The organism is Vibrio sp. HDW18, assembly GCF_011306175.1.
Taxonomy (GTDB): Bacteria; Pseudomonadota; Gammaproteobacteria; order Enterobacterales; family Vibrionaceae; genus Vibrio; species Vibrio chanodichtyis.
On sequence record NZ_CP049913.1, the window covers coordinates 1736722 to 1748760 of the forward strand.

Annotated in this window: 12 protein-coding genes; 3 read left to right on the forward strand and 9 right to left on the reverse strand. The window is 51.0% G+C overall.

What is annotated here, in order from left to right; all coding sequences use genetic code 11:
• Positions 1-2286, forward strand: a complete 2286-nt coding sequence (gene parC, locus G7083_RS08480; RefSeq protein WP_166014375.1) for a DNA topoisomerase IV subunit A — start codon at positions 1-3, stop codon at positions 2284-2286.
• Positions 2287-2344: 58 nt separating this feature from the next.
• On the opposite strand, the gene yacG is transcribed toward parC, so the two are convergent.
• The 8 genes from yacG to nadC form a co-directional block, all read right to left on the reverse strand.
• Positions 2345-2542, reverse strand: coding sequence for a DNA gyrase inhibitor YacG (gene yacG, locus G7083_RS08485; RefSeq protein ID WP_166014376.1), 198 nt, complete (start codon positions 2540-2542; stop codon positions 2345-2347).
• Between the two features lie 84 nt (positions 2543-2626).
• Entirely contained in the window at positions 2627-3367 is a 741-nt protein-coding gene (zapD, locus tag G7083_RS08490; RefSeq protein WP_166014377.1) for a cell division protein ZapD, read from the reverse strand.
• A 31-nt stretch (positions 3368-3398) separates the two neighbouring features.
• Entirely contained in the window at positions 3399-4007 is a 609-nt protein-coding gene (coaE, locus tag G7083_RS08495; protein ID WP_166014378.1) for a dephospho-CoA kinase, read from the reverse strand.
• Entirely contained in the window at positions 4004-4876 is an 873-nt protein-coding gene (locus tag G7083_RS08500) for an A24 family peptidase (RefSeq protein WP_166014379.1), read from the reverse strand. Before G7083_RS08500 ends, coaE begins: the two co-directional genes overlap by 4 nt.
• 54 nt (positions 4877-4930) lie before the next feature.
• Positions 4931-6157, reverse strand: coding sequence for a type II secretion system F family protein (locus G7083_RS08505; RefSeq protein WP_166014380.1), 1227 nt, complete (start codon positions 6155-6157; stop codon positions 4931-4933).
• A gap of 34 nt (positions 6158-6191) precedes the next feature.
• Positions 6192-7880 (reverse strand): type IV-A pilus assembly ATPase PilB, encoded by a 1689-nt coding sequence (pilB, locus tag G7083_RS08510; RefSeq protein ID WP_166014381.1) that lies wholly within the window; start codon positions 7878-7880, stop codon positions 6192-6194.
• Positions 7881-8345, reverse strand: coding sequence for a prepilin-type N-terminal cleavage/methylation domain-containing protein (locus G7083_RS08515; protein WP_166015021.1), 465 nt, complete (start codon positions 8343-8345; stop codon positions 7881-7883).
• A 219-nt stretch (positions 8346-8564) separates the two neighbouring features.
• Positions 8565-9464: a carboxylating nicotinate-nucleotide diphosphorylase gene (gene nadC / locus G7083_RS08520; protein ID WP_166014382.1), complete on the reverse strand. Its 900-nt coding sequence runs from the start codon at positions 9462-9464 to the stop codon at positions 8565-8567.
• Between the two features lie 267 nt (positions 9465-9731).
• Here nadC and ampD point away from each other — a divergent pair, with 267 nt between their 5' ends.
• The gene (gene ampD / locus G7083_RS08525; RefSeq protein ID WP_166014383.1) at positions 9732-10286 is read left to right on the forward strand and encodes a 1,6-anhydro-N-acetylmuramyl-L-alanine amidase AmpD; all 555 of its coding nucleotides are present in this window, start codon (positions 9732-9734) and stop codon (positions 10284-10286) included.
• Between the two features lie 93 nt (positions 10287-10379).
• Here ampD and fldB read toward each other — a convergent pair whose 3' ends face one another.
• The gene (fldB, locus tag G7083_RS08530; RefSeq protein WP_166014384.1) at positions 10380-10898 is read right to left on the reverse strand and encodes a flavodoxin FldB; all 519 of its coding nucleotides are present in this window, start codon (positions 10896-10898) and stop codon (positions 10380-10382) included.
• Positions 10899-11152: 254 nt separating this feature from the next.
• Between fldB and xerD the strand changes: the two genes are divergently transcribed.
• On the forward strand, positions 11153-12031 hold the full coding sequence (gene xerD / locus G7083_RS08535) for a site-specific tyrosine recombinase XerD (protein WP_166015022.1): 879 nt from the start codon (positions 11153-11155) through the stop codon (positions 12029-12031).
• Positions 12032-12039 lie beyond the last annotated feature (8 nt).

The window sequence follows — 12039 nt, forward strand, 5'->3', positions numbered from 1 at the left end:
ATGTCTACAGAAATCAGCTTTGATGGCGTTGAGCAGTTGCCGCTGCGCAAGTTTACCGAAGACGCTTATCTTAATTATTCCATGTACGTGATCATGGATCGCGCGTTGCCATACATTGGCGACGGCTTAAAACCGGTGCAACGTCGTATCATTTACGCGATGTCCGAGCTTGGGCTTTCCGCCTCGTCCAAATACAAAAAATCGGCGCGTACCGTGGGTGATGTGCTCGGTAAATACCATCCACACGGTGATTCTGCCTGTTACGAAGCCATGGTATTGATGGCGCAGCCATTTTCTTACCGCTATCCTTTGGTTGATGGTCAAGGTAACTGGGGTGCGCCCGATGACCCGAAATCGTTTGCTGCGATGCGTTATACCGAAGCCAAATTGTCTAAATTTGCGGAAGTGTTATTGGGTGAATTAGGTCAAGGCACAGTTGAGTGGCAACCGAACTTTGATGGCACCATGCAAGAGCCAAAAATGTTGCCAGCGCGGCTGCCGCATATTTTGCTCAATGGGGTCACCGGCATTGCCGTCGGGATGGCGACCGATATTCCACCGCACAACGTGCGTGAAGTTGCTGAAGCGACCATGCATTTGCTGGATCATCCGCAGGCGTCACTGACCGACTTAATGCAGTATGTCCAAGGCCCTGATTTTCCAACCGAAGCGGAAATCATCACCCCTACCGCTGAGCTTGAAAAAATGTACCGTTCAGGGCGCGGCAGCGTCAGAATGCGAGCGGTATGGAGCAAAGACGGTAACGATATTGTGATCACCGCGCTGCCCCATCAAGTGTCTGGTGCCAAACTGCTGGAGCAGATCGCCGCGCAGATGCGCGCGAAGAAACTGCCGATGGTGGAGGATCTGCGTGATGAATCGGATCATGAAAACCCGACCCGCATTGTGATTGTGCCGCGATCCAATCGCGTGGATTGCGATCTGCTGATGAACCACTTATTCGCTTCAACCGATTTGGAAAAAAGCTTTCGGGTGAATCTGAATATGATCGGGCTGGATAATCGTCCGCAGGTCAAAGGCTTAGTGCAAATCCTCAACGAGTGGATCCGCTTCCGTCGTGAAACGGTACGCTCACGTTTGCAATACCGCCTGGATAAGGTGCTGGCGCGCTTACATATTTTGCAAGGTTTGCTAATAGCTTATCTCAACCTTGATGAAGTGATCGAAATCATCCGCACCGAAGAGGATCCGAAAGCGGTGCTGATGGCGCGCTTTGACCTGAGTGAGATTCAAGCCGACGCGATCTTAGATACAAAATTGCGCCACTTGGCGAAATTGGAAGAGATCAAGATCCGCGGTGAGCAGGATGAACTAGAAAAAGAGCGCAAGAAACTCGAAGAGTTACTTGGCTCGGAACGTCGTCTCAATAGCCTGCTCAAAAAAGAGATCAAAGCTGATGCGGATAAATTTGGCGATGCTCGCCGTTCTCCATTAGTTGAACGCGAAGAAGCCAAGGCGTTGACCGAGCGTGATCTGATGCCAAGTGAAATGATCACTGTCGTGGTTTCCGAAAAAGGCTGGATCCGCCATGCCAAAGGGCATGAGGTGGATTGCCACAGTTTAAGCTATAAAGCGGGTGATAATTATCTGACTCACGCCTGTGGTAAGAGTAACCAGCAAGCGGTGCTGCTAGGCAGTGATGGGCGCAGTTACTCATTAGAGTCGCACTCTCTGCCTTCTGCGCGTGGCCAAGGTGAGCCGATTACTGGCCGACTCAATATGGCGGAAGGTACCTCGATTCGTCAGGTGGTGATGGGCGATGAAGAGCAGTTGTGGCTGATCGGATCGGATGCCGGTTATGGCTTTGTGTGTAAAGGTGACGATTTATTATCGAAAAACCGCACCGGTAAGGCGCTGATCAATTTGCCTGATCAGTCAGAAGTGATGACGCCGCAAGTGATTGCTGATTTGGATCGCGATGAGATTTTAGCTATCACCAACCAAGGCCGAATGTTGCTGTTCCCGATCAAGGATCTGCCGCAACTGAGCAAAGGTAAAGGCAATAAGATCATCAACATTCCTGCCGCCAAAGCCAAAACGCGTGAGGAAGTGTTGTCGAACTTGATGGTGCTGCCACAAGGTGCGTCGATTACCCTGTATGCTGGTAAGCGCAAATTGGGCTTGAAAGCCAGCGATCTGGATAACTTCCGTGGTGAGCGTGGCCGCCGTGGGGCACTGTTACCGCGTGGTTTACAGCGGGTGACCGCGATTGAGATTGAAACCTCAGCCGAGCCAGAGTCAACCCATAGTTCGCCAGACGAATAGACACTCATAGACAAGAGGAGCCATGTGGCTCCTCTTTCTTTACTCTTAAGCTTGTGAACTAATACGCCTCTTCTGACCAACCATCGCTGTCGGACATATCTGGCGCGCCAGCAATCGCGTTCTCTTCATCGGCCCATTCACCAAAATCAATCATTTGGCATTGCTTGCTGCAAAATGGGCGGTGTGGGCTCTGCTCACTCCATGGCACATCAGCGTGACATTGTGGGCATTTGACGATGGTGATTTTTGGGGTCATAACACGGTCCTGTTGAATAAGCCGCAGCGGGCTATTCTTAATTGAAGCGAATTTATTACGATTGTCAGTGACAATGGGGGAAGTTTAACAGCACACCGCTAAATCAAAGCCAATATCTTGGCTGCTGGCTTGTCCGCTGTAGAAGTCGAGAAACTTGATCGCAAAGCGATTTTTGTGTCCGGAAATCATCGGATAGACGCCATATTCGAGCGGGATCGCAAGACGTAGGATATTGGCATCCTCGGCATCACTTTGGTAGAAGCCATTATTGGCCATTCGTGAACGGTAAGTTCCGGTCTCTCGGGTCAGTTTCAGCCACAGTTTAAGGGCATTTGACAGTGGGGTTAAGGTTTGCATCCACTGCTTGGCATCGCGCATTTTACGCTCCAGTGGCAGATGCAGCCAATAATGCAGCGCAGGCAGATCAAAGCAGCAAGCGCCACCGGGCAAATTAAAACGCTGCCGAATGGCACTCAGGAAACGATCTTCTTTGAGTGATTGACCAAATCGCTCGGCGCTCATTAAATCACGATGCACCGCATCCAGCTCGCTAAGTAGCGTTTTCAGCATCGCCTGATCGACCCCTTCCACATTGAGCCAACTACGATAGGTTAGGCGCTGCTTTTCCATATCTTTCGCCAGCTCACTTTTCAGTTGGATCTGCTCAAAAATATCCAGCATATCGAACAGAGAACGGAAAAATAGCGGATACTGAATGCCATCACTGAAGTCTGATGTTTGCTCCATCTGGTTGAGCAGCGCTTCAACTCGCAGGTAGATGCGCGTCTTTTCATTGAGAGGATGTTCAAACAGGTGTGTGGTCATTGAGCTAGCCTTGGATTCTTTGCGCTTATTCTCACAAATTTTGCCTGCTCATGGCTAGATACTTTTGGTGCAATAGTGTGATTTGTGGCAAAAGTTTCTGGTTTTCTGCATCATTTTTGAGCACATCGTTGGCAATTGCCAGTCGTTCAGCGCGTGAGGCTTGCGCGGCGAGAATCGCTTGTGCTTGCTCGCGTGACACCCTATCGCGCGCCATAGTGCGCTCAATCTGTACTTTTTCATCCACATCTACCACCAGCACCCAATCCGCCATACTTTGCAGTTGGTTTTCAACCAAGAGCGGCACAATCAATAATGCATAAGGGGAGCGGGTTTGGTTGAGCGCCGCTCGCATCCGCTCACGGATCAGCGGATGCAGCAGTTGATCCAGCCAGACTTTCTCATCCGGATCGGTAAAGATGCGCTCACGTAGGGCGGCGCGGTTGAGTGAGCCATCGGCCTGTAAAATGCTTGGCCCAAAATGGGCTGCAATCGCTTGTAGCCCTAGCGTGTTGGTAGCCACCACCTCACGAGCAATCACATCGGCATCGACCAAGTCGATGCCAAACTGCTCATGAAACAGATTGGCAACCGTGGTTTTGCCGCTGGCGATGCCGCCAGTCAGTGCAACGAATAAGCTCATAATGGCCCAACCCAAGTGGAGAAGTACCACGCGATGATCGACTCACCATACAGCAGAGCCAAGCCACCTGCGATCGCCAAATAAGGCCCAAATGGGAAAGCTTTATCAATCCCTTGCCGTTGTAGGCGCAGTTGGATTAAGCCAAACACGATGCCAACCAGTGACGACAGCAGCACGATCACTGGCAATAGTTGCCAGCCAAGCCAAGCGCCGAGGGCGGCCAGCAGTTTGAAATCGCCATAGCCCATGCCTTCTTTGCCGGTCAGTAATTTAAACAGCCAGTAAATTGACCATAGACAGAGATAGCCTGCCATAGCGCCGATCACCGCATCACGAAGTGAAACCGGAGAAAAACCAAGCAGTGCCAGTGCAATACCACCCCACAGTAACGGCAGGGTCAGTTGATCGGGCAGCAGCATGGTATCGAGGTCGATAAACGTTGCTGCAATCAGCACATAGCTGAAAAACAGTAGCGCCACGGCATAGATACCAAACGGAAATTGGCTGGCGATCAGGCCACTGACCACCGAGCTCAATAGCTCAATCAAGGGATAACGAGCACTGATCGGTGCTTGGCAGTGTGAGCACTTACCGCGCAGCCACAGCCAACTGAGCAGTGGGATATTATCGATCACTCGAATCGGGGTATTGCAGTGTGGGCAAGTGGAGCGCGGCACACTGAGGGTGAGCACACCGTCTGGCGGGCTAATCGCGTATTCAGGAAAACTTGCCGCACACTCAGCGCGCCATTCGCGTTCCATTATTTTCGGTAAGCGGTAAATCACCACATTCAGAAAGCTACCGATGATCAGGCCAAATAAGCTAACCAATAGCGGAAATAGCCACGGGTAGTAATCAAACAGTTCCATTTTTTATGCTCTAAGCTAATTGTCCCAGCGTCCAAGTGCGTGGGGATTGCCATACTAACCTAAGACACTCATCAAGTTAAAGATCGGCAAGTACATCGCCACCACTAGGCCGCCCACCACAGTGCCCAGAAAGACAATGATCAGCGGCTCAAGGATTTTGCCGAGATTATCCACGGTATTATCCACTTCAAATTCGTAGATGCTGGCGACCTTATTCAGCATATCATCCAACTGGCCTGACTCTTCGCCAATCATCACCATTTGCAGCACCATTTCCGGAAACGCTTCAGTATTGCGCAGCGCAATATACATCGGTACCCCGGCCGCCGTATCGCGGTGCACTTGATTGATGGCGTGTTCAAAGTGGATGTTACCTGCGGTTTTGGCCGTGGTTTTTAAACTGGCGAGGATCGGAATACCGGCGGCAAAGCTGGTGGCGAGAGTGCGGCTGAATTTGGCGATCGAGGCTTTGGCCAGTACTGAGCCGATGACCGGCATTTTCAGGCTGAGGCGACTGGTAGCTAAACGCACTGCCAATGATTTTTGGCGTAGCGTTTTGAGCCCGAAGAGTGCTACGCCAATCGCCAGTAATGCCCATCCACTATAGGCTTGTACCCAGTGTGATAGTTTGAGCACTTGCTGAGTAAACCAAGGTAGTTCCGCCCCAAAACCGCTAAACATCGCTTCAAATTCGGGGATCACCATAGTCAGCATTAGGTAAGAAACGCCAAGCGCCACTAATACCACCATACTGGGGTAAATCAGCGCTTTGATCACTTTAGCGCGCAGTTGTTCACTTTTTTCCCGATAAGTCGCCAAGCGTTCAAACACATCCGGCAAATTACCGGACATTTCACCGGTTTCCACCAAATCAACGTACAAGCTGTCAAAATGCGAGCTGGCAGTACGCATCGATTTTGAGAGTGGCGTACCCGCTTCAACCCCTTTGGTGATTTGCGCCAGAATCGATTTCATCTCCGCTTTGCGATGGTTATCGCCGACCAACTTGAGCGCTTGCACAATCGGTACACCAGTGGTGAGCATGGTAGCCAGTTGGCGGGTTAATAGGGTGATGTCTTTACCTTTGACTCGATGGCTAAGGCGTGCCAGTAAAGAGACGCTGCCTTTTTTGAGTTTTTTGATCTGAATGTGCTGCTCTTTGAGCTTGTCACGCACTTCTAATTCGCTGAGTGCCAGTAACTGGCCGTGGACTTTTTTGCCGTTACTGTTGATGCCTTTCCAGCGGTAGTGTTTTAAGGCTACAGATTTGCTCGCTTGCATAGAAGAACTCGTTGTTTGGTCGATCGTGCTTGGTTTAGAAATACAGTACTCGTTGTAGCTCGGTAAAACTGGTGATGCCTTGGCGCAGTTTTTCTAAGCCGGACTGTTGCAGGGTTTGCATGCCGTTTGCGCAGGCTAGCTGTTCAATTTGTTGAATGGTGGCGCGCTGCATAATCGCTTCTGCCAGCTCTGGGTTAAACGCCATCACCTCATAAATGCCGACCCGACCAGAATAGCCACCGGTACATTCATTGCAGCCGGCTGGATTGGCTTGGTACAACACTTCATCGGCTTGAAAGGCAAACTGGTTTTGCAAAATCGCCGATGGCGCATGAGCCACTTTGCACTGTTGGCATAAGCGACGCGCCAGGCGCTGAGCAATAATTAAACTCAGTGATGAGGCGAGGTTAAACGGCTCCACTCCCATATTGGCTAAGCGGATCACGGTTTCTGCCGCGGAGTTGGTATGTAAAGTTGAGAGCACTAAGTGACCAGTTTGCGCCGCTTTGACCGCGATTTCTGCGGTTTCCAGATCGCGGATTTCGCCGACCATCACCACATCGGGATCTTGGCGCAAAAATGAGCGCAGTGCTTCGGCAAAGCCAAAACCAATTTTCGGTTGCACTTGTACTTGGTTAATACCCGTCAGGTTAATTTCGACCGGATCTTCTGCGGTGGAGATATTGATTTGCGCGGTATTGAGAATGCGCAGCCCTGTGTACAGCGATACGGTTTTGCCGCTGCCGGTTGGGCCAGTCATTAAAATCATCCCTTGTGGGCGTTTTAGCGCGGTTAGATAGAGCTGTTTTTGCTGCGGGTTGTAACCGAGCTTATCAATATCCAAATTGGCCGCGCTGCTGTCGAGCAGCCGCAGCACGATTTTTTCACCCCATAACGTGGGCAAGGTTGAGACGCGCAGATCAATTGCGGTATCGGCATTAAGGCGCAGTTTGATCCGCCCATCTTGCGGTAGGCGGCGCTCGGCAATATTGAGTTTGGCGAGGATTTTTAGCCGCGCGGCTAAGCGGCGGCTTAACTGGCTCGCCGGTTGCTGGGTTTCGATTAAAATCCCATCGCAGCGTAGCCGAATGCGAAATTGGTTTTCATACGGCTCAAAATGAATATCCGAGGCGCCTTTGCGCACCGCATCAAGCAGCACTTGGTTAATAAAACGGCTGACCGGCGAGTCATCTTGGCTCAGATCTTCAATCGCTTGCAGCTCATCGGCGCCAATTTGCACCAGATCGGCCAGCTCATCTTGACTGATCTCTTTACCTTGATTAGCTGCGCCTTGAATTGAGCGGCCATACAAACGGCGGATTGCCGCTTGCAAGGCACGATGATCGGCCAGTGCCAACTCAACTTGTAGCCCAGAGGCGAAGCGAAACTCTTCTTCGGCTTGCAGTAAGGTTGGATCGGACACCGCGAGCAGCAGTAAATTGCCTTGTTTGGCGAGCGGCAGTGCTTGATAGCGGGTGATCAGCTCACGTAAACCGAGCTGTTGGCACAGCTCGGCATAGTCGTAGCGGTTAAGTTCGGTTTCTGGTAAGCCAAAAATATGGCTCAGTTGCTCGGTTAACTGCTGAGGGTGGAAAATCTTTAGCTCCAGCAGCGCCTCCGGCACCGAAGTGTCGGCAGCGCTAACGTGTTCGAGCACCGCTTGCTGTTGCGCCGCACTAATTAGCTCAGCTTGGCGCAAGATCGCGATTAGATTGGTGAGCATTTACTTGACAGGGCACCAATCTGCAAAACCCTCTCCAGTACAGGTTACAACCCACGTTACACCGGAAGCGTCTAGCTTGGGTTCTAAGGCCACTTTACCATCTTTAGGTAGTGCGCCTTTTTTAACCACGGTGGCAGTGATTTCAGAATTGTTATCTACAGAACCTACGGTTGTTTGCTTAACATTTGACGTAATAGTGAAATGATCATTGGTACTTTTTGCAAAACTTTGCGCTGCAGGTACACCTCCTTTCGCTGCGGAACAATCAGCTTGACCATCTAGTAAACAAATTCCGACGGCGGTTTTAAAAGCAGATGCTGCACTCAGCATTTCACTGGCGTGAGCTCGTTTGGTGTAGTTTTGATAAGCGGGGATCGCAAAAGCGGCCAAAATGCCAATAATCGCCACCACAATCATCAATTCAATTAGGGTAAAGCCCTGTTGCAGTTTGTTATACGCTTTCATCACTTTCTCCATTGCTATTGACGTATATCGTGAGCTGAGGATAAGCAGTGTGATGCACAGGAGAAATGGGCTTGATAGGAGGCTGCGAGCCACGCACAGAATTACCTGCTTAGCTTGCGGCGGCGGTGCAAAAAATTACGAGTCAGTTAAAAAAACACAGGCACCCGATGGGGGCCTGCGCTGGATGACGGGCAGCTGTGTTAAGTGGTTGCGGCGCGGTTAAGCGGGCTCGGCGCTAAAGCGCATCGAGAGATCGAGCGCCCGTACATGCTTGGTTAGCGCGCCGACCGAAATATAATCCACCCCAGTTTCAGCACACTGTTTTAGGTTATCAAGCGTGATATTGCCGGAGTTTTCCAGCGCCGCGCGCCCAGCGTTAATCTGTACCGCTTGACGCATCATCTCAAGGCTAAAGTTATCGAGCATAATGATATCGGCTCCGGCGCGGATCGCCTCTTCCAATTCGGCCAAACTTTCGGTTTCCACTTCAACCGGTTTGCCGGGGTTAAGCTGTTTCGCTGTGCTGATCGCCTGAGCTATCCCACCGCAGGCAATAATGTGGTTCTCTTTAATGAGGTAAGCATCAAACACCCCAACCCGGTGATTATGACCACCGCCGCACGCTACCGCGTATTTCAGGGCGCTGCGCAAACCGGGAATGGTTTTGCGGGTATCGAGCAAGCGGCACTCTGTGCCTTTGAGCTCTTGCACATAGCGCGCAGTGAGCGTGGCGCAGCCGGATAAGGTTTGGATAAAGTTCATCGCGCTGCGCTCACCGGTGAGCAAAATGCGCGCTGGCCCGGTTAAGCTGCACAAGGTTTGGTTAGGGGTAAGCGTATCACCGTCTTGTACCTGCCACTCAATATGGACTTGGCCACCGAGCTGCTTAAACACTTCATCGGCCCATAATTGGCCGCAAAATACCCCCGCTTCACGAGTGATAAGGGTCGCGCGGCTAATGCGATCGGCGGGGATCAGGCTTGCAGTAATATCGGCCGCAGGGTTGAGTGTGCCGCCTAAGTCTTCTTTGAGCGCATCGCTGACGCTGCGGGTAATATCGGCTGGCAATTGTTGGGTTAAGTATGCTAGGCGATCTTGGCTGTTGTGAGTCGATTTCATCGCAAGTCGAGGGTCCGTGTTAATGGCTAACTCGGCCATGATACTGACTGTCGGCGAGAAATTCAGCCTTTAATCTCGCATTTCAATTGCCGCACGCTAGAATGGGCTGCATCCGCCGGCGACTGAGCGTTGGCCGTTGGCGGCAAATTTATCCCCAGTTGCGAACAAACTTCAATTGAGGATAAACGTGAGTCGCGAACAAAGCTAAGTTGTGAATAAAGTTAAGCCGTGAACAAACCCAAGCAGTCAACCCATCAAGGAGCGAGCATGATTGATGCACAAGGCTGGTACCGTCTGGCGAGAAAAGTCCCCTCGCCACACTGTGATGCACGCAGTGATAGTGAAGATGTGTCACTGCTGGTGGTGCACAACATCAGCTTGCCGCCCAATCAATTTGGTGGCCCATATATTGAGCAGTTTTTTCTCGGCCAATTGGATGCCGAGCAGCACCCGTTTTTTAAAGTGATCGCGCCAATGCGCGTGTCGGCGCATTGTGTGATCCGTCGTGATGGTGAAGTGGTGCAATTTGTGCCGTTTCATCTGCGCGCGTGGCATGCGGGTGTCTCTTCTTTTGCTGGGCGCGCTAAATGCAATGACTATTCGATTGGTATTGAATTAGAAGGCACCGATTTTGTGCCGTATACCGAGGCGCAATATCAGGCGTTGATCACCTTGACTCAAGCGCTAATGGCGCGTTATCCGCACATCACCGCGGCGCGCATTACTGGCCATCAATATATTGCGCCGCTGCGCAAAACCGATCCCGGCTTAGTGTTTGATTGGCGACGCTTACGCGCAGGATTACAGGCTACAGCGCTTTAATCGTTAGCAGCATGAATCGTTAGCAGCATGGTTTTGCTTGGCAGCATCATGGCTTTGCTTAGTATGGCTTTGCGGCATAGATTGGGCGTTGACTTACAGCGCAGCGTGGTATTCGCTCAGCACTTGTTCCACCCAAGTAGCGATGCGCTGATCGCTCAATTCATATTGTGAATCCTCATCCAGCGCTAGGCCGACAAAATGGCTGCCATCTTCAGTCAAAGCCTTGGAAGCTGCAAAGTGGTAGCCCTGATTGGGCCAGTAGCCAAGCAGGTTAGCTCCGCTCTGTTGGATCTGGTTGTGCAGCAGCCCCATCGCATCCAGAAACCACTCGCCATAACCTTCTTGATCGCCTAAGCCGAATAACGCGACGTACTTGTTTTTTAGCGACACGCCAGCGATGTGATCCCATACCGCCTCCCAGTCTTGTTGAATTTCACCGAAATCCCAAGTTGAAATGCCCAGCAACAGCAGATCATAATCATTCATCAAGCTGAGCGGAGCCTGTTTGACATTGTGGATATCCACTAGCTCTTCTCCAATTATGGCGCGAATTTTCTCAGCTGCCATTTCGGTGTAGCAGGTGCTAGATCCATAAAATAGACCAATCTTCATCAGTTGTTTGTTTCGGTTGAGGTAGCCATGGCAAATTCTAACCATAAATATGGGCGCAATGCAGCCAATATCCTGCATTGTGGGCTTTTTTATGTTATACCCGTGCGACTTGCCGCCTAACGGCAACGAGAGCGGGAATTTTTGAGTTAAGAATAAAAACACGCTGTAAAGAGACAGCTAAAGCTGAGGACTGTGTGAGCGAAGCCTTATCTATCGATCCCTTATCTGCTGAACCTTTATCGACAGATCTGGGGATGGTTGAACGATTTTTAGATGCGATGTGGTTAGAGCGCGGCTTAGCGGAAAATACCGTCGCTTCTTATCGCAATGATTTGATTAAATTATTAGATTGGATGGCTGCGCAGGGCTATCGATTAGATTTCATTAGCTTTGCTGGCCTGCTGGAGTATCAGAGCTGGTTAAGCGAGCAAAATTACCAAGCGACCTCCAAAGCGCGCATGCTATCGGCCATTCGGCGGCTGTTTCAGTATTTGCACCGTGAGCAAGTGCGTGCCGATGATCCGAGCGCACTGTTGATCAGCCCCAAATTACCGGTGCGTCTGCCCAAAGATTTGAGTGAGGCGCAAGTTGAGGCGCTGCTGAATGCACCAGATCCACAAGCGCCGATTGAGCTACGCGATAAAGCGATGCTCGAACTGCTGTACGCCACCGGTTTGCGGGTCACTGAATTAGTCTCGCTGACCATGGAAAATATGAGCTTGCGCCAAGGGGTGGTGCGCGTGACCGGTAAAGGTGGCAAAGAGCGTTTGGTGCCGATGGGCGAAAATGCCGTAGAATGGATTGAAACTTTTTTACAGCACGGACGGTCTTTACTATTAGGTGAACGGACTTCAGATATTGTGTTTCCGAGCAGCCGTGGTCAACAGATGACCCGGCAAACCTTCTGGCATCGCATCAAATACTATGCGCTGATTGCGCAGATTGAACTCGATCAACTCTCGCCGCACGTATTGCGGCATGCGTTTGCGACTCATCTGCTCAATTATGGCGCGGATTTGCGTGTGGTGCAGATGCTGCTTGGGCATAGTGATTTATCCACCACCCAAATTTATACGCATGTCGCGACCGAGCGGCTTAAACAACTCCACAACGAGCACCATCCAAGGGCTTGAAAATAAGG

Bases quoted from the DNA above. Each gene is read 5' to 3' on its own strand.
- parC (WP_166014375.1), top strand. From the start codon at position 1: ATGTCTACAGAAATCAGCTTTGATGGCGTTGAGCAGTTGCCGCTGCGC.
- yacG (WP_166014376.1), bottom strand. From the start codon at position 2,542: ATGACCCCAAAAATCACCATCGTCAAATGCCCACAATGTCACGCTGAT.
- zapD (WP_166014377.1), bottom strand. From the start codon at position 3,367: ATGACCACACACCTGTTTGAACATCCTCTCAATGAAAAGACGCGCATC.
- coaE (WP_166014378.1), bottom strand. From the start codon at position 4,007: ATGAGCTTATTCGTTGCACTGACTGGCGGCATCGCCAGCGGCAAAACC.
- G7083_RS08500 (WP_166014379.1), bottom strand. From the start codon at position 4,876: ATGGAACTGTTTGATTACTACCCGTGGCTATTTCCGCTATTGGTTAGC.
- G7083_RS08505 (WP_166014380.1), bottom strand. From the start codon at position 6,157: ATGCAAGCGAGCAAATCTGTAGCCTTAAAACACTACCGCTGGAAAGGC.
- pilB (WP_166014381.1), bottom strand. From the start codon at position 7,880: ATGCTCACCAATCTAATCGCGATCTTGCGCCAAGCTGAGCTAATTAGT.
- G7083_RS08515 (WP_166015021.1), bottom strand. From the start codon at position 8,345: ATGAAAGCGTATAACAAACTGCAACAGGGCTTTACCCTAATTGAATTG.
- nadC (WP_166014382.1), bottom strand. From the start codon at position 9,464: ATGAAATCGACTCACAACAGCCAAGATCGCCTAGCATACTTAACCCAA.
- ampD (WP_166014383.1), top strand. From the start codon at position 9,732: ATGATTGATGCACAAGGCTGGTACCGTCTGGCGAGAAAAGTCCCCTCG.
- fldB (WP_166014384.1), bottom strand. From the start codon at position 10,898: ATGAAGATTGGTCTATTTTATGGATCTAGCACCTGCTACACCGAAATG.
- xerD (WP_166015022.1), top strand. From the start codon at position 11,153: ATGGTTGAACGATTTTTAGATGCGATGTGGTTAGAGCGCGGCTTAGCG.